Origin of the sequence: Pseudomonas sp. NBRC 111143 (genome assembly GCF_001320965.1) — a bacterium.
Lineage (GTDB): Bacteria > Pseudomonadota > Gammaproteobacteria > Pseudomonadales > Pseudomonadaceae > Aquipseudomonas > Aquipseudomonas machongensis.
Genome location: NZ_BCBT01000062.1, coordinates 17,521 through 38,866, shown reverse-complemented (window position 1 = coordinate 38,866; position 21,346 = coordinate 17,521). Strand labels below are relative to the sequence as shown.

The following is a 21,346-nucleotide window of genomic DNA, read 5'->3' as shown; positions in this document are numbered from 1 at the left end:
GCGAGCGCGCGATTCATGGGGTTTTCAGCTTCGTCGCCATCGACGAGGACAAGCGACCGGTGCCAGTACTGGCTCAGGCCTGAGTTCTCCAGTGCGGGCCCTTTCGCGGGTAAACCCACAGGTGCTACGCGATCCCTGTAGGAGCGGGTTTACCCGCGAAGAGGCCGATACAGACAACAATTATGCGTCTGTGAAACACTAGCCCACTTTCAACACCCAGCAGCCCTCCGAATGCCCGCCCTGGACCACCCCCTGATCGATCAGTTTCTCGATGCCCTCTGGCTGGAAAAAGGCCTGTCCGACAACACCCGCGTTTCCTACCGCAGCGACCTGGCCCTGTTCAATGGCTGGTTGCAGGAGCGTGGCGTGACGTTGCCCGATGCAGGTCGCGATTCGATCCTCGACCACCTTGCCTGGCGCTTCGATCAGGGTTACAAGCCGCGTTCCACTGCACGTTTTCTCTCTGGAGTGCGTGGTTTTTATCGTTATCTGCTGCGGGAAAAGCTCATAGGTGTCGACCCGACCTTGCAGGTCGATATGCCGCAACTGGGTAGGCCTTTGCCCAAGTCCCTGTCGGAAGCGGATGTCGAAGCTTTGCTCAAGGCGCCGGACCTGGCCGAAGCCATCGGCCAGCGCGACCGCGCCATGCTCGAGGTGCTCTACGCCTGCGGCCTGCGGGTCACCGAGCTGGTGAGCCTGACTCTCGATCAGGTCAACCTGCGCCAGGGCGTGCTGCGGGTGATGGGCAAAGGCAGCAAGGAGCGCCTGGTGCCGATGGGCGAGGAGGCGGTGCTGTGGATCGAGCGCTACCTGCGTGACGGCCGGGCCGAGCTGCTCAACGGGCGCCCCAGCGATGTGCTGTTCCCCAGCCTGCGGGGCGAGGAAATGACCCGCCAGACCTTCTGGCACCGCATCAAGCATCACGCCCGCGTGGCCGGGATCGACAAGCCGCTGTCACCGCACACCCTACGCCATGCTTTCGCTACGCATCTGCTCAATCACGGGGCCGACCTGAGGGTGGTGCAGATGTTGTTGGGGCACAGCGACCTTTCCACCACACAGATCTACACCCACGTCGCCAAGGCTCGTTTGCAGCAGTTGCACGCCCAGCACCATCCGCGTGGATGAATGATTTTCATGTTCCGCCCGGCGGCCATCAGACAGTGATTTCGCTGCGGCCTGATGTGGTAGGCTTGAGCGGTTTGCACCAGGGACCGCCCGGTCGCCGCGATTTTTCCGCAGGCGACGTCCTCCGGTCCCCGTCCGCCTTCAGGAGTACCCCATGCGCGTGACCCAGATTTTTGCCGCCGCCGCCCTGGCGCTGGCCAGTACCTTTGCCGTTGCTGCGGCCACCGACGTCACTGCCGGTGCCGAGCAGGCCATTCGCAACACACTCAAGACCCTGGAATTGGAAGTGCCGATCGAAAGCGTCGCCAGCAGCCCGGTCGGTGGCTTGTACGAAGTCAAGCTGCAGGGCGGTCGCGTGCTCTATGCCAGCGCAGACGGCCAGTTCGTCATGCAGGGCTACCTGTACCAGATCCAGGATGGCAAGCCGGTCAACCTGACCGAGAAAACCGAACGCCAGGGTATCGCCAAGCTGATCAACGGTATTCCTGCGGCTGAAATGGTGGTTTACCCGGCCAAGGGCGAAACCAAATCGCACATCACCGTGTTCACCGACACGACCTGCCCGTACTGCCACAAGCTGCACGCCGAAGTGCCAGAGCTGAACAAGCGCGGTATCGAAGTGCGCTATGTCGCCTTCCCGCGCCAGGGCCTGGGCTCGCCGGGTGACGAGCAACTGCAGGCCGTCTGGTGCTCCAGCGATCGCCGTGCGGCGATGGACAAGATGGTCGACGGCAAGGAAATCAAGGCGGCCAAGTGCGCCAACCCGGTCAGCAAGCAGTTCCAGCTCGGCCAGTCGATCGGTGTCAACGGCACGCCAGCGATCGTGCTCGAAAGCGGCCAGGTGATCCCGGGCTACCAGCCGGCACCGCAGGTGGCCAAGCTGGCCCTGGCCGGCCAGGCGCAAGCCGCCAAGTAATTCATTCAATACGCCGTCGTCATGGGGTGACGGCATGTTTCACGGTCGGCGCAGGTGCCGGCCGTTCAATGGGGAGTTCACAGTGAAACCGGTCAAAGTAGGCATCTGTGGGTTGGGGACCGTCGGTGGCGGTACCTTCAATGTACTTCAGCGCAACGCCGAGGAGATTGCCCGCCGTGCCGGGCGCGGTATTGAAGTGGCTCAGATTGCCATGCGCTCGCAGAACCCGAACTGCCAGATTACCGGTACCCCCATTACCGCTGATGTGTTCGAAGTCGCGACCAACCCCGAAATCGACATCGTCATCGAGCTGATCGGTGGCTACACCATTGCCCGCGATCTGGTGCTCAAGGCCATCGAGAACGGCAAGCACGTGGTCACCGCCAACAAGGCGCTGATTGCCGTGCACGGCAACGAAATTTTCGCCAAGGCCCGTGAAAAGGGCGTGATCGTGGCCTTCGAGGCGGCAGTTGCCGGCGGTATCCCGGTGATCAAGGCGATCCGCGAAGGCCTGTCGGCCAACCGCATCAACTGGTTGGCCGGGATCATCAACGGCACCGGCAACTTCATCCTCACCGAAATGCGTGAAAAGGGCCGTGCCTTCCCTGACGTGCTGGCCGAAGCCCAGGCGCTGGGTTACGCCGAGGCCGACCCGACCTTCGACGTCGAGGGCATCGATGCTGCGCACAAGCTGACCATCCTGGCCTCCATCGCCTTTGGTATTCCGCTGCAGTTCGACAAGGCCTACACCGAGGGCATCACCCGCCTGACCACTGCCGATGTCAACTACGCCGAAGCCCTGGGCTATCGCATCAAGCACCTGGGCGTGGCCCGCCGTACCGCCGACGGCATCGAGCTGCGCGTGCACCCGACGCTGATCCCGAGCGACCGCCTGATCGCCAACGTCAACGGCGTGATGAACGCGGTGATGGTCAACGGGGATGCGGCAGGGTCTACGCTTTATTACGGTGCCGGTGCCGGCATGGAGCCGACCGCTTCGTCGGTGGTCGCCGACCTGGTCGACGTGGTGCGTGCCATGACCTCCGACCCGGAAAACCGCGTTCCGCACCTGGCCTTTCAGCCGGATTCGCTGTCGGCGCACCCGATCCTGCCGATCGAGGCTTGCGAAAGTGCCTACTACCTGCGTATCCAGGCCAAGGATCACCCAGGCGTGCTGGCCCAGGTCGCCAGCATCCTGTCCGAGCGTGGCATCAACATAGAGTCGATCATGCAGAAGGAAGCCGAGGAGCAGGACGGCCTGGTGCCGATGATCCTGCTGACGCACGGCGTGGTCGAGCAGCGTATCAACGATGCTATCGTCGCCCTTGAAGCCCTGCAGGATGTGGTCGGCAACGTCGTGCGCATCCGCGTCGAACAGCTCAATTAATTCAGCGGCGGGCCGCGACGGCGGCCCGCGCCCAGAACCGAAGGTTTGCACAATGCGCTATATCAGTACTCGCGGCCAGGCGCCGGCCCTGAATTTCGAAGACGTCCTGCTGGCTGGCCTTGCCAGTGATGGCGGCCTGTACGTGCCGGAGAACCTGCCACGCTTCACCCAGGAAGAGATCGCGTCCTGGGCCGGCCTGCCGTACCACGAACTGGCCTTCCGGGTGATGCGCCCGTTCGTCACCGGCAGCATCGCCGACGCCGACTTCAAGAAAATCCTGGAGGAAACCTACGGCGCCTTCGCCCATGCCGCGGTGGCGCCGCTGCGCCAGTTGAACGGCAACGAATGGGTGATGGAGCTGTTCCACGGCCCAACACTGGCGTTCAAGGACTTCGCCCTGCAACTGCTTGGCCGTCTGCTCGACCACGTGCTGGTCAAGCGTGGCGAGCGCGTGGTGATTGTCGGCGCCACCAGCGGCGATACCGGTTCTGCCGCCATCGAAGGCTGCCGCCGTTGCGACAACGTCGACATCTTCATCCTGCACCCGCACCAGCGTGTGTCGGAAGTTCAGCGTCGGCAGATGACCACCATCCTCGGCGACAACATCCACAACATCGCCATCGAAGGCAACTTCGACGACTGCCAGGAAATGGTCAAGGCCAGCTTCGCCGATCAGTCCTTCCTCAAGGGCACTCGCCTGGTGGCGGTCAACTCGATCAACTGGGCGCGGATCATGGCCCAGATCGTCTACTACTTCCATGCAGCACTGCAGTTGGGCGGCCCGGCGCGCTCGATCGCGTTCTCGGTCCCGACCGGCAACTTTGGCGACATCTTTGCCGGTTACCTGGCACGCAACATGGGCCTGCCGATCAGCCAACTGGTGGTGGCCACCAACCGCAACGACATCCTGCACCGCTTCATGAGCGGCAACCAGTACGTCAAGGATGCCCTGCACCCAACGCTGTCGCCGTCGATGGACATCATGGTCTCGTCCAACTTCGAGCGCCTGCTGTTCGACCTGCACGGTCGCAACGGCGCAGCGATCGCCGAGTTGATGGCCAACTTCAAGCAAGGTGGCGGTTTCAGCGTGGAGCAGGATCGCTGGACCGAGGCGCGCAAACTGTTCGACTCCCTGGCGGTGAGCGACGAGCAGACCTGCGAGACCATCGCCGAGGTGTTCAAGGCCACCGGCGAAGTGCTTGATCCGCACACCGCAATCGGCGTCAAAGCCGCTCGTGAGTGCCGTCGCAGCCTGGACACGCCGATGGTGGTGCTGGGCACCGCGCATCCGGTCAAATTCCCCGAAGCGGTGGAGAAAGCCGGTGTCGGCAAGGCCCTCGAGTTGCCGGCGCACTTGAGCGACCTGTTCAGCCGCGAGGAGCGTTGCACGGTCCTGGCCAATGACCTGAAGGCGGTCCAGGCCTTCGTCAGCCAGCACGGCAACCGCGGCAAGCCGCTGTAAAACGCGGTACTCGAGAGCATTGGGCGGGGCAAGTCGGAACATCGGCTTGCCCCGTTTGCGTTTGAGCGGTTCTTTTAATTACAGAATCTTCCTTCGTATTTTCAGGTTTTTCCTATTTGAGTCCCTATGCTGCTTTTCTAGAGTGGGCGCCCTGTCCATCAGGGCTCGCAGCCCTCAGGAGCGGCTCATGCATCGGCTCAACATCCTTATCGTCCAGTCTCGTCCCGCCCAGCAGATCGCTTTGCACCAGGCCTGCAATGCCCTGGGGGTTTTCAACGTGCGCATTGCCTGCGATCTGGCCAGCGCCAAGGCAAGCATGGCGCAGATGCAAGCCTTGGACATGCTCATCATCGACCATGGCATGCCGACGCTGAGCGCCCAGGCACTGTTGAAGCACGTGACCCGGCAAGGCCATGCGCGTGCGCTGCTGTTCGTCGGGCAGCCCCCTGTGCGCGGCCCTGACCTCGCTGTCGAGGCCCAGCGTCAGGGGCAGTGGGTGGTTGCCCAATTGCCCTGGCCGTTGTCGATCAGGGGGTTGCAGGCGGCATTGCAGCGGCTGCGTCGGCCGCCGCGCAGGTACTCCGGGCGGGATATCGAAACGGTCATGTTGCCCACGCATGCTCGCTGATACAGACGCGTGCGGGCGAACTTTCCGAAGTGCCTGGCGGTCAGTTCCGATAGGTCCCCGACAAAGCGAGTACGCCGGATGGAAAGAATCTGCTCCCTGCTCAACGATGCCCTGTCCCCTTATCACACCCGCCTCGACGATGTAGATGCGCGCGGCAATCGCCAACTCACCTTGCTCGATGCGCAGGGCAACGAAGTGTTGCGCCGCGCCGTGAGTGTGCGTCAGCTACAGGAGCAGCGCTTGCTGGTCGATCTGGTCGACGGTCTGCACCGCGACCTGCAGATCGTCGAGGGGCGTCTGCAGCCTTGTGTGATCGCGGCCTTGCAACACCGACAACAACCTCAGGGAACCTTTGCCTGAGTGTTTCGTCAGACTTTATAGGGTGTTCGAACGCTGCTTTGCTCCGGTAGCGTTGGATCGCCGTACAGAGTCCGTTCAAGGGCTTTGAGTTGACCCCGGATGTCTTTCCCCAGCATCCGGGGTTTCTTTTGCCTGCGTCATGGCTGGGCGTTGGCTGCAGAGGGAAGCTCCTCGACCAGATGCCGTGTCTGCTCCAGGTACTCTGTGCGCAGTTCGGGGTCGAGCCAGCTGGCGTAGAACTCGGGGAGCACTTCCTGGCGCAGGTGCGGCAACAGCTTGTCGATATGGGCGATGGCTTGGCGTCCCAGTGGCGTGTCGGAGCAGCCCACATGTAGAAACTGATAGCGATTCGCACCCTTGATCGGGTGGAACTGATAGCTGTCCAGCGAGCCGCCCTGCTCCTGGATCAGGTAGCGCACCTCCGGCCAGTACCCAAGTACCAGTTGCAGGCGCCCCAGTTGCTGCATCTGCAAGAGGTTGGCGGTGGCATCGTTGCCGTAGTGGCGGCTCAGCATGGTTTCTGGCAACTGGCGCAGGATATCGTCGACCACTACCCCGTAGCTGCGTTGGGCCACGATGCCCAACTTCATCCCTGGCCGTTCCAGCACCTGCTTCAGGTCCACAGGCGTGCCATCCTCGGATTCGTCCAATCGTCCCGGGTCTGCCTTGCGGATGACCAGCCCGCTGCTGAGGATGGGCAGCGTGGGTTGGGAGAAATGCACGAAACGGGCGCGTTCCGGTGTCCATAGCAGGGTGGGGTCGCAGGTGAAGCTGCGTTCCTGAAGCATCTGGATGCCGCGCGCGCGATTTACCCGCAGGACCGTGTGATCGTATTCGGGCATCTGCTCGATGAGCAGGGGCAGCATGCGGTCAACCACGCCCTGGCCCTTTTCCTGGCCTTCGAAAATAGTGAACGGCGGCAGGTCGCGCACCAGCCAGGTCAGGCGTTCACGGGCCTGGCCCTGCTGCGAGGACAACAGCAGGACGCAGAGCAGCACAAACATGCGCATCATGCTTGCTCGACGCCCGATCAGACCGCCCCCTGCTCGCGCAGGCGTGCCACCTCGGCAGTGCTATAGCCCAGCCCGGCGAGCAGTGTCGCCGTGTGCTCTCCCAGCGCAGGCCCGACCCACTCCGTGGAGCCGGGTGTCTGCGACAGCTTGGGCACGATCCCCGGCATCTTGAAGGGCTTGCCGTCTGGGAGCTTCGCCTGAAGGAACATTTCCCGGGCGAGGAATTGCGGGTCGCTGAACATGTCCTCGGCCGAATAGATGCGGCTGGCAGGCACGCCTGCGTCGTTCAGCGCCTGCATCACCTGTTCCAGCGGCAGGCTGTTGACCCAGCGGTCGATCACCCCGTACAGCTCGTCGCGACGCAGGTCACGGCCATCGTTGCTGGCCAGGGTTGCATCCTCGGCGAGGTCGTCGCGGCCGATGGCCTGCATGAAGCGTTTGAAGATCGCATCGCCGTTGGCGCCGATCTGCACGTGCCGGCCGTCGGCGCTGGTGTGGATGGAGGAGGGGGTGATGCCCGGCATGATGTTGCCGGTGCGCTCGCGAATGAAACCGAACACGTCGAACTCCGGCACCATGCTTTCCATCATCGCGAAGATTGCCTCGTACAGCGCCACATCCACCACCTGTCCTTCACCGCCATTGACTTCGCGGTGGCGCAGGGCCATCAGTGCACCAATCACGCCCCAGAGGGCGGCAATCGAGTCGCCGATGGAAATGCCCGTGCGCACGGGCGGGCGATCCTCGAAGCCGGTGATGTAGCGCAGGCCCCCCATGGACTCGCCGACGGCACCGAAGCCTGGCTGGTCCTTCATCGGCCCGGTCTGGCCGAAGCCTGACAGGCGCACCATTACCAGGCGCGGGTTGAGGGCATGCAGCACCTCCCAGCCAAGGCCGAGTTTCTCCAGCACGCCAGGGCGGAAGTTCTCGATCAGGATGTCAGCATCGGCCAGCAATCGCTTGAGGATCTCGCGTCCTTCGGGGTGCTTGAGGTTGAGCGTGAGCGATTGCTTGTTGCGCGCCTGGACGAACCACCACAGCGAAGTCCCTTCATACAGTTTGCGCCACTTGCGCAGCGGATCGCCGCCATCAGGTGATTCGACCTTGATCACCTCGGCGCCGAATTCGGCGCAGATACGCGAAGCGAAGGGGCCGGCGATCAAGGTGCCGAGCTCGATGACCTTCAGACCGGCGAGGGGTTTGGCGGGGGTGTGCATGGTGCGTCCGTGGCGACAGAAAAGAGGCTTGGTTTTATCACAGCTGGTCAATGGCAGATACTGTTGCAAGGCAGAGTCCAGTGCACGCAGATGCGCAACCACCCACCCCAACAAACTCGGATCGGTTAAACTCTGCGACTTTCTCCAAAGAAGCCCCTTTCCCATGGCCCAGCCTTCCACCACCTACAAGTTCGAACTGAATCTGACCGACCTCGACCGCGGCGTGTACGAAAACGTGCGTCAGACGATCGCTCGTCACCCGTCGGAGACCGAGGAACGCATGGCCGTCCGTCTGCTGGCCTACGCCCTTTGGTACAACGAGAACCTGTCGTTCGGCCGCGGTCTGTCGGATGTCGATGAGGCCGCCCTGTGGGAAAAAAGCCTGGATGATCGCATCCTGCACTGGATCGAAGTCGGCCAGCCCGACGCCGACCGTCTCACCTGGTGCTCGCGCCGTACCGAGCGCACCAGCCTGCTGGCCTATGGCAGCTTGCGGGTGTGGGAGAACAAGGTGGTCGGCGCGGTCAAGGGCCTGAAAAACCTGAGCATCGCTGCTGTCCCGCAGGAAGTCCTGGAGGTTCTGGCCACCGACATGCCGCGTACCATCAAATGGGATGTGATGATCAGTGAAGGCACGGTATTCGTCACCGACGACCGTGGCCAGCACGAAGTCCAATTGCAGTGGCTGCTCGGTGAGCGCGGCTGACCTGATCCGATCTGACAGCCGAAGACCCCATGCGTATCGAACCCCGCCCCCTGCCATCGGCACTGCCCTTCCTTGGCAACCTGCCACCCCTGTTGACCCGGCTGTATGCCGCCCGCGGCGTGCAGAGCGAGTCCGAACTGGACAAGAGCCTGGCGCGCCTGTTGCCGTACCAGCAACTTAAAGGAATCGAGGCGGCCGTCGACCTGTTGGTCGAGGCCCTGGACCTGCGTCAGCGCATCCTGATCGTCGGCGACTTCGACGCCGATGGCGCCACCGCCAGCACCGTAGGTGTGCTGGGGCTGCGACTGCTGGGCGCGGCCCATGTGGACTACCTGGTGCCCAATCGCTTCGAGTACGGCTATGGCCTGACCCCGGAGATCGTGCAGGTGGCGTTGCAGCGTCAGCCGCAACTGCTGATCACTGTCGATAACGGTATCTCCAGTGTCGATGGCGTGGCGGCGGCCAAGGCTGCCGGGCTCAAGGTCCTGGTCACCGACCACCACCTGCCTGGCGAGCAGTTGCCCGACGCCGATGCGATCGTCAACCCGAACCAGCCAGGCTGTACCTTCCCCAGCAAGTCGCTGGCCGGGGTGGGCGTGATCTTCTACGTGCTGATGGCCCTGCGTGCCCGTCTGCGCAGCCTTGGACGCTATGAGACGCAGGCCCAGCCGAACATTGGCGAACTGCTCGACCTGGTGGCGTTGGGCAGTGTCGCCGACGTGGTGCCGCTGGATGCCAATAACCGTATCCTCGTGCACCAGGGGCTCGAGCGCATCCGTGCCGGGCGTGCTCGTCCTGGGTTGAAGGCAATTCTCGAAGTGGCGCGGCGCGATCATCGGCGCATCACTTCGACCGACCTGGGTTTCATCCTCGGGCCACGGCTCAACGCCGCCGGTCGGCTGGACGACATGAGCCTGGGCATCGAATGCCTGCTGTGCGAAGACCCCGCCGTTGCGCTGGACATGGCCGGGCAACTGGACGGGCTCAACCAGGATCGCAAGTCCATCGAGCAGGGCATGCAGCGCGAAGCACTGGCCCAGCTCAAGGACCTGCCGATCGAGTCCATGCCCTATGGCCTGTGCCTGTTCGACGCCGACTGGCACCAAGGTGTGATCGGCATCCTCGCCTCGCGCCTGAAGGAGCGCTACCACCGACCGACCATCGCCTTTGCCGATGCGGGCGAGGGCATGCTCAAGGGCTCTGCCCGTTCGGTGCCGGGCTTCCATATCCGCGATGCGCTGGATGCCGTGGCTGCACGCCAGCCGCACCTGATCAGCAAGTTCGGCGGCCACGCCATGGCCGCCGGCTTGTCGCTGCCTGAGGCCAATTTCCAGGCCTTTGCCGATGCGTTCGACGAAGAGGTGCGGCGCCAGTTGTGCGAGGACGACCTGACCGGGCGTTTGCTGTCCGACGGCACCCTGGCGGTCGAGGAGTTTCATCTGGACCTGGCCCGCGCCCTGCGCAATGCCGGCCCTTGGGGGCAGCATTTTCCCGAGCCGCTGTTCCATGGCGTGTTCCAGATGGTCGAACAGCGCGTGGTGGGGGAGCGGCATCTGAAAGTGGTGCTCAAGAGCGAGTGCGGCTCGGTGAAACTCGATGGAATCGCCTTCGGCATCGACCGCGACGTGTGGCCCAACCCGACGGTGCGTTGGGTGGAGGTGGCCTACAAGCTTGATGTGAACGAGTTTCGCGGCAATGAAAGCGTGCAACTGATGATTGCGCACATGGAGCCGCGCTGACAGAGGGCAGCCCTCAGCGCGGGGCGTCTATCCGGCGGAACCTCCCCCCAGGGTAATCTGGTCTAGTCTCAGAGAAGACCGGTACCGGGCCACGGCCGCACACGAGTGTCCGGGCCGGATCACCATTGGAGTCCTTGGGAGGTCCCCTCATGAGCCTGCTGCTTGAGCCGTATACCCTGCGTCAGCTGACCCTGCCCAATCGCATTGCGGTTTCGCCAATGTGCCAGTACTCGAGCGTCGATGGCCTGGCCAACGACTGGCACCTTGTCCACCTGGGCAGTCGCGCCGTCGGTGGCGCCGGGCTGGTGATCACCGAGGCGGTGGCTGTCACTGCCGACGGAAGAATCACCGCCGAAGATCTCGGGCTGTGGAACGACGACCAGATCGTCCCACTGCAACGTATCACCCGCTTCATCACTTCCCAGGGCGCCATTCCGGGCATTCAGCTGGCGCATGCCGGGCGCAAGGCGAGCACCCATCGTCCCTGGCTCGGCAAGCACGGCAGCGTCAAGGTCGAGGACGGCGGCTGGCAGCCGGTCGGGCCTTCGAAGATCGCCTTCGATCCGGAGCATACGCCGCCGCGCGAGCTGAGCCACGATGAGATCCAGGGTGTTGTCCAGGCCTTCGTCCAGGCCGCCGAGCGTGCCAAGGCAGCCGGGTTCAAGGTCGTCGAAATCCATGCGGCCCACGGCTACCTGCTGCATCAGTTTCTTTCGCCGCTGAGCAACCAGCGGCGTGACGAGTACGGCAGCTGCTTCGAGAACCGTATTCGTCTGACGCTTCAGGTGACCGAGGCCGTACGTGAGGTGTGGCCGCAGGAGTTGCCGCTGTTCGTGCGGGTATCGGCCACCGATTGGGTCGAGGATGGCTGGAATCCAGACGAGACGGTCGAGCTGGCGCGTCGCCTGAGGGCGCTGGGGGTCGACCTGATCGACGTGTCCTCGGGCGGCACCTCGGTCAATGCCGAAATCCCCACCGGCCCGGGTTACCAGACCCGCTTCGCCGAGCGGGTGCGCAAGGAGTCGGAAGTCGCCACCGGCACCGTGGGCATGATCACCGAACCTGCCCAGGCCGAGCACATCCTGCGTACCGGTCAGGCCGACCTGATCTTCCTCGCCCGCGAACTGCTGCGCGACCCTTACTGGCCGCTGCATGCCGACGATGACCTGGGTGGCAACAAGGCAACCTGGCCTGCGCAGTACCAACGTGCGACCAGCCGGGCCAATCCGATTCATGAGTCGGATCTGCGGGAGTGATGGATACTCGTACCGTTCGACTGGCCGGATGCAACATCCCGAAGCAAATGCGTTAAGGGAGAATTCAGGCTGCGGGCCTACTCTGGAGCTTTCCTATCCGTCCAGGAGTCATCCAGATGAACACCCGTGGTCTGCTCGATCAACTGCTCAAGTCCGGCCAGTCACTGCTGCAGAACCAGCAGGGCAAGGGCGGGGCGGGCAAGGTGCCCGGTCTTGGTGATCTGCTCGGAGGTGGCCAAGGCAAGGGCTCTGGCCTTGGCGGCCTGCTTTCCGGTGCCGGAGGCGGAGCGCTGGCGGCCGGGGCCATGGGCCTGCTGCTGGGCAGCAAAAAGGCGCGCAAGTACGGTGGCAAGGCACTCACCTACGGTGGCCTCGCCGCCCTTGGCGTGCTGGCCTACAAAGCCTTTGGCAACTGGCAGGCGCGCCAGGGCCAGGCTCCTGCGCAGGAGCCACAGACCCTCGATCGCCTGCCACCGGCCCAGGCCGAGCAACACAGCCAGGCGGTGCTAAAGGCGCTGGTGGCGGCGGCCAAGTCCGACGGTCATATCGACGAGCGCGAACGTGAACTGATCGAGGGCGAGTTCGTGCGCCTGGACAGCGATCGCGAGCTGCAGGACTGGCTGCATGCCGAGCTGAACAAGCCGCTCGATCCTGCCGAAGTGGCCCGTGCCGCACAGACCCCTGAAATGGCCGCAGAGATGTACCTGGCCAGTGTGATGATGGTCGATCAGGAACACTTTATGGAGCGCGCCTACCTTGACGAACTGGCCCGTCAATTGCGCCTGGACCCGAACTTGCGCGAGGAACTGGAACGCCAGGTACGGGACGCTGCAGCGCAGTGATGTGGCGATTGGCGATTTAATCGGCAGGGATGCCTGAATACTCCGCAATTCAACCGATAACGCGCCTGGCGCCTAGGCTATACTTCGACGATTTTCCCGCTCGTGAAGAATTCCTGAGGGCTGATTGTGAAGAACTGGACCTTGCGCCAACGGATCCTGGCAAGTTTCGCCGTGATCATCGCCATCATGCTGTTGATGATCGTAGCGGCGTATTCACGCCTGGTGACCATCGAAGCCAGCGAGCAGGCAGTGGGCACGGACAGCATTCCGGGGATCTACTACAGCTCGATGATCCGCAGCGCCTGGGTCGACAGCTACGTCGCCAGCCAGCAGTTGGTCGGCTTGTCCAACCATCGCGAGCTGACCTCGGCCGACCTCGAGCTGTTCAAGGGTTTCCACGACCGCCTCAGGGCGCAGATGGCGAATTACCAGGGCACGATCCAGGACGCGGAGGACCAGGCATCCTTCGACACCTTCGTGCGTCTCGAGGAGGCCTACGTCAAGGTGGTCGACCAGGTCCTGGCAGCCTACCGCGAGAAGAACTACCTCGAAGCCGAGCGCCTGATCGCCGAGGTACTGACACCGGCCTGGACCGACGGGCGCAAGCACCTGAACTCGGTGATCGACCGCAATACCGAATCCGCCAATGCCGCCACCCGCGAGATCGTCAGCGCCGTGGCCACCGCCAAGGGCAGCATGATCGTTTCGCTGATCCTGGCGATTGTCGCTGCTGGTATCTGCGGCCTGCTGCTGATGCGCGCCATCAGTGCTCCCATGCAGCGCATCGTGCATGCCCTCGACAAGCTGCGCTCGGGTGACCTCAGCGCGCGCCTGAACCTGGACCGCAAGGATGAGTTCGGCGCCATCGAGAATGGTTTCAATGAAATGGGCGAGGCGCTTGCCAACCTGGTGGCCCAGGCCCAGCGCTCATCGGTGCAGGTGACCACCTCCGTCACCGAGATCGCCGCCACCTCCAAGCAGCAGCAGGCCACGGCCACCGAAACCGCTGCAACCACCACGGAAATTGGCGCCACCTCGCGCGAGATCGCCGCGACCTCGCGTGACCTGGTGCGTACCATGACCGAGGTGACCAGTGCCGCCGACCAGGCTTCGAGCCTTGCCGGTTCCGGCCAGCAAGGCCTGGCGCGCATGGAGGAAACCATGCATCAGGTGATGGGCGCCGCCGACCTGGTCAACGCCAAGCTGGGCATCCTCAACGAGAAGGCCAGCAACATCAACCAGGTGGTGGTGACCATCGTCAAGGTCGCCGACCAGACCAACCTGCTGTCGCTCAACGCCGCCATCGAGGCGGAAAAAGCCGGTGAGTACGGCCGCGGTTTTGCCGTGGTGGCCACCGAAGTGCGCCGCCTGGCCGACCAGACCGCAGTGGCCACCTACGACATCGAGCAGATGGTGCGAGAGATCCAGTCCGCAGTGTCGGCTGGGGTGATGGGCATGGACAAGTTCTCCGAGGAAGTGCGCCGCGGCATGTTCGAGGTGCAGCAGGTAGGCGAGCAGCTCAGTCAGATCATTCATCAAGTGCAGGCGCTGGCGCCACGGGTCCTGATGGTCAACGAGGGCATGCAGGCCCAAGCCACCGGCGCCGAGCAGATCAACCAGGCGCTGGCCCAGCTCAGTGATGCCAGTACGCAGACGGTCGAGTCGTTGCGCCAGGCCAGTTTCGCCATCGACGAACTGAGCCAGGTGGCTGCCGGGCTGCGTGGCGGTGTCTCGCGCTTCAAAGTCTGACGGCGATGAACGATCTGCAACCGCGTGATCAGCGGCAGGCCGAAGCCAAGGGCGTGTTGTACCTGCTGTTCCATATTGGCGAACAGCGCTTTGCCCTGGATGTGCGCGAAGTGATAGAGGTGCTGCCGCTGCGCCCGCTCAAGCCCATCGCCCAGGCGCCCGTCTGGGTCGCCGGGATCCTCGGGCATCGCGGCGCGCTGGTACCGGTCATCGACCTGTCGTCCCTTACCTTCGGCGCGCCTGCACCGCAGCGCACCAGCACGCGCCTGGTACTGGTGCGTTATGGCAATGGCCTGCAACTGGGGCTGGTGCTCGAACAGGCGACCAACACCGTGCGTTGCCAACCCGACGAGTTCCAGCCCTATGGGTTGGGCAATAGCGAGGCGCGTTACCTGGGGCCTGTGCGACAGGATGCGCAGGGGCTGTTGCAGCGCATCCAGGTCGACGACCTGTTGAGCGATGCCGTACGCCTGCTGTTGTTCCCGGATCAATCCGCGCAGGTGGCAGGATGATCGAACAACGCTTCTTCCGCTTCCTGCAGGAGCGCATCGGCCTGGATGTGGACTCGGTGGGCGCGCCGATGGTCGAGCGGGCCCTGCGCCAGCGGTGCGTGGTACTTGCCGCGCGTGACCTCGACGACTACTGGCTGCGCCTGCAGCAATCGCCCGGCGAGCAGCAGGCATTGATCGAAGCGGTGATCGTCCCTGAAACCTGGTTCTTCCGTTATCCCGAATCGTTCACGGCATTGGCTGGGCTGGCGCAAAAACGCCTGGTCGAGCTGGCCGGATCACGACCACTGCGTATCCTCAGCCTGCCGTGCTCGACCGGCGAGGAGCCCTATTCGATTTCCATGGCGCTGCTCGACGCGGGTCTGTCTCCATCGGCCGTACGCATCGATGCCATGGACATCAGCCCCAGCTCCCTCGCCCGGGCCGAGCAGGCCGTGTATGGACGCAACTCGTTTCGGGGCAGTGAACTGGCATTCCGTGAGCGGCACTTCGACTGCACCGATGACAGTTACCGGCTGCATGAGCGCGTGCGCCAGCAGGTCTGCCTGGAGCCTGGCAATGTGCTCGATCCCGCCCTGCGCAGTCGCAAGGGAGTCTACGACTTTGTCTTTTGTCGTAACCTGCTGATCTATTTCGACGTACCTACCCAGCAGCGGGTTTTCGAGGTGCTGAAACAGCTGCTCCACGACGATGGCGTGCTGTTCATCGGCCCGGCCGAGGGCAGCTTGCTGGCGCGCCTGGGCATGCGGCCGATCGGCATCGCGCAGTCGTTCGCCTACGTGCGTCAGGATCAGCTTGGCGTACAGCCGCCGGTCAACCCGGTGCCGCCGGCACGGCCCGCCATCCCGCCGCTGGCTTCGCCGCGTCCAGTCGCCATGCCCGTGGCGGCACCACCCTTTGCCCGTGCTCCCCGTCCTCCCGCCAGGCCGGTTGCGTTGGCGACCGTGAACGAGAACGAAAGCGAGTTGCTGGCAGCCATCGCCCGCCAGGCCAATGCCGGGGCCAGCGAACAGGCCCGCGCCAGTTGCGAGCGCTACTTGCGTCTGTTCGAGCCCAAGGCGCAGGTCTACTACTGGCTGGGGCTGCTCAGCGATACCCAGGGCGATGCTGGCGAAGCGCTCAAGCATTACCGCAAGGCCCTGTACCTCGAGCCCCAGCACACTGAGGCGCTGCTGCACCTGGCCACGCTGTTGGCATCCCAGGGGGATGTCACAGGGGCACGGCGCCTGCAGGAGCGGGCGGCGCGGGCGGGCAGGGAGTCTGAACGATGAGCGGTGCCTACTCGATGGACCTGATCGCCCGGGACCATGAAGACTTCGACGACTGCTGGAATCGCATCGGTGTCCATGGCGACAAGCAATGTCCCTTGCTGGACCGGCACATCCACTGCCGCAATTGCGAAGTGTATGCCGCGGCGGCTACCCGCCTGCTCGACCGCTACACCTTGTTGCAGGACGAGCATGTCGAGACCGTGCAGGTGGAACAGGGCACTGTCGGCCGTTCCATGCTGCTGTTCAGGCTGGGGGAGGAGTGGCTGGCGCTGGCCACGGCCTGCCTGGCGGAGATCGCGCCGCTGCAGGCCGTTCACTCGCTGCCGCACCAGCGTTCGCGGATGTTGCAGGGGGTCGCCAACGTGCGAGGTGCGCTGGTGCCGTGCCTGTCGTTCGCCGACCTGTTGGGCATGGAGCTGGCGCCGACACAGGAGCGTAGCGGCCGGGTGATGCCACGGATGTTGATCCTGGCTGCCGAAGGTGGTCCGGTGGTATTGCCGGTCGACGAGATCGACGGCATCCATCGGCTGGACACTTCGCGCCTGCACGAGGAGCACGACGCGGCCCACTTCACGCTGGCGGTACTGCAATGGCGTGGCCGCAGTGTGCGTGTACTCGATGAACAACACCTCCTGTCTGCCGTGAAGCGGAGCCTGTCATGACCCCGGAGCAAATGCGCGACGCATCGTTGCTCGAACTGTTCAGCCTTGAGGCCGAGGCCCAGACCCAAGTGCTCAGTGCCGGGCTGTTGGCCCTCGAGCGCAATCCGGCCCAGGTCGACCAGCTGGAAGCCTGCATGCGCGCAGCGCACTCCCTCAAGGGCGCCGCGCGTATCGTCGGCATCGATGCCGGCGTCAGCGTCGCTCATGTCATGGAGGATTGCCTGGTCGCGGCCCAGGAGCGCCGCCTGTTGCTGCGCCCTGAGCACATCGATGCCTTGTTGCAGGGCACTGACCTGCTGATGCGCATTGCAACACCCGGGGATACCCAGGCCGAAACGGCGGTGCCGGCGTTCCTGGTGCAGATGGCCATGTTGCTCGACCCTTCTTCGGCACCCGCGCCGGATGCTGCCGGCGCTGCGGCCACGCCTTCGCCGCTGGCGATACCGCCCGAGGTGCCGACGACGCCTGTCGAGCCCGAGGCGGAAGTGGAGCCTGCGCCCGCAGCCAGGGGCGGCAAGCGCGCAGGCGAGGGCGCGGAGCGCGTGCTGCGGGTCACCGCCGACCGCCTGAACAGCCTGCTTGACCTGTCGAGCAAGTCGCTGGTGGAAACCCAGCGGCTCAAGCCCTATCTCGCCAGCCTGCAGCGCCTCAAACGCATGCATGGCCAAGGCATGCGCGCCCTCGACGGGCTCAAGAGCCAGCTCGAGGGCAGCGGGCAGAGCGCCGAGGTGCTCGACGCCCTGGCCCAGACCCAGCGCCTGCTCGCCGAAACCCAACAGATCCTCCAGCAGCAGGCTGCCGACCTCGACGAGTTCGGCTGGCAGGCGAGCCAGCGCGCGCAGTTGCTGTACGACACTGCGCTGGCCTGCCGGATGCGTCCCTTCGCCGATGTGCTGACCGGGCAGAGCCGCATGGTGCGCGACCTTGGGCGCTCCCTGGGCAAGCAGGTGCGGCTGCTGATCGAGGGCGAGAAGACCCAGGTCGACCGTGATGTGCTGGAAAAACTCGAGGCGCCGCTCACGCACTTGCTGCGCAATGCTGTCGACCATGGCATCGAGCAGCCCGAGCGACGCCTGTTGGCGGGCAAGCCCAGTGACGGCACGCTGCGCCTGCGCGCATCGCACCAGGCCGGGTTGCTGATTCTCGAACTGAGCGACGACGGTGCGGGCATCGACCTTGAGCGCCTGCGCCGCAGCATCGTCGATCGGGCACTGTCGCCCGCCGAGACCGTGGCGCAGATGAGCGAGGCCGAGCTGCTGACCTTCCTGTTCCTGCCCGGTTTCAGCCTGCGTGACCAGGTCACCGAGGTGTCTGGACGAGGCGTCGGCCTGGACGCGGTGCAGCACATGGTGCGCGAACTGCGCGGGTCCATCGAGCTCACTCAGGTGGCGGGGCAGGGCTGCTGCTTCCACCTGGAGGTACCGCTGACCCTGTCGGTGGTGCGCAGCCTGGTGGTCGAGGTCGGTGGCGAAGCCTACGCCTTCCCGTTGGCGCACATCGAACGCACTCTCGATGTACCGGCCGAGGCCATCGTGCAGATCGAAGGTCGTCAGCACTTCTGGCACGAAGACCGCCATATCGGCCTGGTCGCCGCAAGCCAGTTGCTCAACCGTCCGGCGGCGCAGGAGGAGGCGGACAATCTGCGCGTGGTGGTCATCCGTGAGCGCGAGCAGCTGTACGGTGTGGCCGTGGAGCGCCTGATCGGCGAGCGCGTGCTGGTGGTGATGCCGCTCGACCCGCGTCTGGGCAAGGTCCAGGACATTTCCTCCGGCGCCTTGCTCGACGATGGCTCGGTGGTGCTGATCATCGATGTCGAAGACCTCCTGCGCTCGGTGGACAAGCTGCTGAGCACCGGGCGCCTGGAGCGTATCGATCGCGGGGCACGGGCGGGCCGGGGAGTGGCGCGCAAGCGCATACTGGTGGTCGACGACTCGCTGACGGTACGCGAGCTCCAGCGCAAGCTGCTGGGTACGCGAGGTTACGACGTTGCGGTGGCGGTCGATGGCATGGATGGCTGGAACGCCCTGCGCAGCGAAGACTTCGACCTGCTGATCACCGACATCGACATGCCGCGCATGGACGGTATCGAGCTGGTCACCCTGGTGCGTCGCGACAATCGCCTGCAAACGTTGCCGGTGATGGTGGTGTCTTACAAGGACCGGGAAGAGGACCGCCGACGTGGACTGGATGCCGGTGCCGACTATTATTTGGCCAAGGCCAGCTTCCATGACGATGCGTTGCTGGATGCGGTGGAGGAGTTGATTGGAGGAGCCCAGGGATGAGGATCGCCATCGTCAATGACATGCCCATGGCTGTCGAAGCCTTGCGTCGTGCGCTGGCCTTCGAGCCTATGCACGAAGTGATCTGGGTGGCCGGCGATGGTGCCGAGGCCGTGCACAAGTGTGCCGAGCAGACGCCGGACCTGATCCTCATGGACCTGATCATGCCGGTGATGGATGGCGTGGAGGCCACCCGTCGGATCATGGCCGAAACCCCTTGCGCCATCGTCATCGTCACGGTGGATCGCAAGCAGAATGTGCACCGGGTGTTCGAGGCCATGGGCCACGGCGCCCTCGATGTGGTCGACACGCCGGCACTGGGCGCGGGCGATGCCCGGGAGGCGGCGGCACCGTTGCTGCGCAAGATCCTCAACATCGGCTGGCTGATCGGCCAGCAGCGCTCCAGCGCGGCGCGCACCGTGGCGGCGCCGGTGCGTAACCCAGTGCTTCGCTGCGGCCTGGTGGCCATTGGTTCGTCGGCAGGCGGCCCGGCTGCGCTGGAAGTGTTGCTCAAGGGACTGCCACGGGATTTTCCGGCGGCCATCGTGCTGGTCCAGCATGTCGATCAGGTGTTCGCCGCCGGTATGGCCGAATGGCTGAGCGGTGTGTCCGGGCTACCGGTACGCCTGGCCCGCGAGGGTGAACCACCGCAGCCGGGGCAGGTGTTGCTGGCAGGTACCAACCACCACATCCGGCTGTTGCAGAATGGCCAGCTGGCGTATACCGCCGAGCCGGTCAACGAAATCTACCGCCCCTCGATCGACGTGTTCTTCGAGAGCGTGGCGCGCTTCTGGCGCAGCGATGCGGTGGGCGTGCTGCTCACCGGCATGGGCCGCGATGGCGCGCAGGGCCTGAAGTTGATGCGCGAGCAGGGCTTCCTGACCATCGCCCAGGACCAGCAAAGCAGTGCGGTGTATGGCATGCCCAAGGCCGCCGCAGCGATCCAGGCGGCGGTCGAGATACGACCGCTGGAGCGAATTGCCGGGCGACTTGTGGAAATCTTTCCGAAATGACGATATGTATTGAGTCACGCCGCCTGGCCGGTAGTGACCTGGTGAATAGGGATGAATGACCTACCGATCGATGGTTTCACGACGATCAACGAAAGCGCCGCGATGGTCCTGCTGGTCGACGACCAGGCGATGATCGGCGAGGCGGTGCGTCGTGGGCTGTCCCACGAGGAAAACATCGACTTCCACTTCTGTGCCGATCCACACCAGGCGGTAGCCCAGGCCATGCGCATCAAGCCGACGGTGATCCTCCAGGACCTGATCATGCCGGGCCTGGACGGTCTGACGCTGGTGCGCGAATACCGCAACAACCCGGCGACGCAGGATATCCCGATCATCGTCCTGTCGACCAAGGAAGACCCGCTGGTCAAGAGTGCGGCCTTCGCCGCCGGGGCCAACGACTACCTGGTCAAGCTGCCGGACACCATCGAGCTGGTGGCGCGTATCCGCTATCACTCGCGCTCCTACCTCACCCTGCTGCAGCGTGACGAGGCTTATCGCGCCCTGCGCGTCAGCCAGCAGCAGCTGCTCGACACCAACCTGATGCTGCAGCGGTTGATGAACTCCGATGGCCTGACCGGGCTGTCCAACCGCCGCCACTTCGACGAGTACCTGGAACTGGAGTGGCGCCGCGCCATGCGCGAGCAGCAGCAGCTGTCGCTGTTGATGATCGATGTCGACTACTTCAAGGCCTACAACGACAGCTTCGGCCATCTGGCTGGTGACGAAGCGTTGCGCCAGGTGGCCGAAGCCATCCGCGGCTCCTGCTCGCGCCCAAGCGACCTGCCGGCCCGCTATGGCGGCGAGGAGTTCGCCCTGGTGCTGCCCAACACCTCGCCAGGTGGTGCACGGCTGATTGCGGAAAAGCTGCGCCAGACCGTGCTGGGTCTGAATATTCCGCACAGTGCCCCGCAACCGGAATCGCGCCTGACCGTGAGCATTGGCCTGGCGACGCAGACGCCGAGTGTCGGCAGTCATTGCCGGCAGTTGATTTCGGCGGCGGACAAGGGGCTGTACCTGGCCAAGAACAGCGGGCGTAACCAGGTCGGGGTTGCCTGAACCCTGCGCGCATTGCGCGAAACCCTGGGAGCTGTGCAGCCGGGTCGCCCCAGCAATGGGCAAGTGCAGTGGCTGCCCGGCGGGGCTGCCGCCCCGGCATGAATGGCGTTATACTCGCAGGCTTTTCACCGAATTCGTGCGAGTAGCCAGAGC

19 protein-coding genes and 1 pseudogene are annotated in these 21,346 nt (G+C 64.3%); 18 read left to right on the top strand and 2 right to left on the bottom strand.

All coding sequences use genetic code 11. From position 1 onward, the window contains the following. The 7 genes and pseudogenes from APH44_RS29425 to APH44_RS24910 form a co-directional block, all read left to right on the top strand. Positions 1–83: pseudogene (locus APH44_RS29425) on the top strand (acyl-CoA thioesterase); the annotation flags it as partial. 148 nt (positions 84–231) lie between these two features. Next, positions 232–1,128, top strand: a complete 897-nt coding sequence (gene xerD, locus APH44_RS24935; protein ID WP_054895088.1) for a site-specific tyrosine recombinase XerD — start codon at positions 232–234, stop codon at positions 1,126–1,128. A gap of 154 nt (positions 1,129–1,282) precedes the next feature. After that, on the top strand, positions 1,283–2,044 hold the full coding sequence (locus APH44_RS24930) for a DsbC family protein (protein ID WP_054895087.1): 762 nt from the start codon (positions 1,283–1,285) through the stop codon (positions 2,042–2,044). 82 nt (positions 2,045–2,126) lie between these two features. After that, a complete protein-coding gene (locus APH44_RS24925) occupies positions 2,127–3,431 on the top strand; it encodes a homoserine dehydrogenase (RefSeq protein WP_054895086.1) in 1,305 nt (434 codons plus the stop codon). 52 nt (positions 3,432–3,483) lie between these two features. Then, positions 3,484–4,893 carry a threonine synthase gene (gene thrC, locus APH44_RS24920; RefSeq protein WP_054895085.1) on the top strand — a complete coding sequence of 470 codons (1,410 nt, stop codon included), beginning with the start codon at positions 3,484–3,486 and terminating at the stop codon, positions 4,891–4,893. Positions 4,894–5,080: 187 nt separating this feature from the next. After that, positions 5,081–5,521: a response regulator gene (locus APH44_RS24915; RefSeq protein ID WP_054895084.1), complete on the top strand. Its 441-nt coding sequence runs from the start codon at positions 5,081–5,083 to the stop codon at positions 5,519–5,521. Between the two features lie 78 nt (positions 5,522–5,599). Beyond that, complete coding sequence (locus APH44_RS24910; protein WP_054895083.1) at positions 5,600–5,881, top strand: DUF3509 domain-containing protein; 282 nt, start codon at positions 5,600–5,602, stop codon at positions 5,879–5,881. 137 nt (positions 5,882–6,018) lie between these two features. On the opposite strand, the gene APH44_RS24905 is transcribed toward APH44_RS24910, so the two are convergent. Both APH44_RS24905 and APH44_RS24900 read right to left on the bottom strand, forming a co-directional pair. Beyond that, positions 6,019–6,891, bottom strand: a complete 873-nt coding sequence (locus APH44_RS24905) for a TIGR02285 family protein (protein WP_054895090.1) — start codon at positions 6,889–6,891, stop codon at positions 6,019–6,021. A gap of 20 nt (positions 6,892–6,911) precedes the next feature. Further along, positions 6,912–8,111 carry a CaiB/BaiF CoA-transferase family protein gene (locus APH44_RS24900; RefSeq protein ID WP_054895082.1) on the bottom strand — a complete coding sequence of 400 codons (1,200 nt, stop codon included), beginning with the start codon at positions 8,109–8,111 and terminating at the stop codon, positions 6,912–6,914. Positions 8,112–8,274: 163 nt separating this feature from the next. On the opposite strand from APH44_RS24900, the gene APH44_RS24895 reads away from it, so the two are divergent. From APH44_RS24895 to APH44_RS24845, 11 genes are all read left to right on the top strand, one after another. Then, a complete protein-coding gene (locus APH44_RS24895) occupies positions 8,275–8,817 on the top strand; it encodes a YaeQ family protein (RefSeq protein ID WP_054895081.1) in 543 nt (180 codons plus the stop codon). A 29-nt stretch (positions 8,818–8,846) separates the two neighbouring features. Then, entirely contained in the window at positions 8,847–10,556 is a 1,710-nt protein-coding gene (gene recJ, locus APH44_RS24890; protein ID WP_054895080.1) for a single-stranded-DNA-specific exonuclease RecJ, read from the top strand. 149 nt (positions 10,557–10,705) lie between these two features. Next, entirely contained in the window at positions 10,706–11,812 is a 1,107-nt protein-coding gene (locus APH44_RS24885) for an NADH:flavin oxidoreductase/NADH oxidase (protein WP_054895079.1), read from the top strand. A gap of 116 nt (positions 11,813–11,928) precedes the next feature. Further along, positions 11,929–12,654, top strand: a complete 726-nt coding sequence (locus APH44_RS24880) for a tellurite resistance TerB family protein (protein WP_054895078.1) — start codon at positions 11,929–11,931, stop codon at positions 12,652–12,654. A gap of 126 nt (positions 12,655–12,780) precedes the next feature. Next, the gene (locus tag APH44_RS24875) at positions 12,781–14,403 is read left to right on the top strand and encodes a methyl-accepting chemotaxis protein (protein ID WP_054895077.1); all 1,623 of its coding nucleotides are present in this window, start codon (positions 12,781–12,783) and stop codon (positions 14,401–14,403) included. A gap of 5 nt (positions 14,404–14,408) precedes the next feature. After that, positions 14,409–14,915: a chemotaxis protein CheW gene (locus tag APH44_RS24870; protein WP_054895076.1), complete on the top strand. Its 507-nt coding sequence runs from the start codon at positions 14,409–14,411 to the stop codon at positions 14,913–14,915. Next, a complete protein-coding gene (locus APH44_RS24865; RefSeq protein ID WP_054895075.1) occupies positions 14,912–16,183 on the top strand; it encodes a protein-glutamate O-methyltransferase CheR in 1,272 nt (423 codons plus the stop codon). The genes APH44_RS24870 and APH44_RS24865 overlap by 4 nt, the downstream gene beginning before the upstream one ends. Beyond that, positions 16,180–16,845 carry a chemotaxis protein CheW gene (locus APH44_RS24860; protein WP_054895074.1) on the top strand — a complete coding sequence of 222 codons (666 nt, stop codon included), beginning with the start codon at positions 16,180–16,182 and terminating at the stop codon, positions 16,843–16,845. Before APH44_RS24865 ends, APH44_RS24860 begins: the two co-directional genes overlap by 4 nt. Then, positions 16,842–19,127, top strand: a complete 2,286-nt coding sequence (locus APH44_RS24855) for a hybrid sensor histidine kinase/response regulator (RefSeq protein WP_054895073.1) — start codon at positions 16,842–16,844, stop codon at positions 19,125–19,127. Before APH44_RS24860 ends, APH44_RS24855 begins: the two co-directional genes overlap by 4 nt. Next, a complete protein-coding gene (locus tag APH44_RS24850) occupies positions 19,124–20,137 on the top strand; it encodes a chemotaxis response regulator protein-glutamate methylesterase (RefSeq protein ID WP_054895072.1) in 1,014 nt (337 codons plus the stop codon). Before APH44_RS24855 ends, APH44_RS24850 begins: the two co-directional genes overlap by 4 nt. 51 nt (positions 20,138–20,188) lie before the next feature. Beyond that, positions 20,189–21,193: a PleD family two-component system response regulator gene (locus APH44_RS24845; RefSeq protein ID WP_054895071.1), complete on the top strand. Its 1,005-nt coding sequence runs from the start codon at positions 20,189–20,191 to the stop codon at positions 21,191–21,193. Positions 21,194–21,346 lie beyond the last annotated feature (153 nt).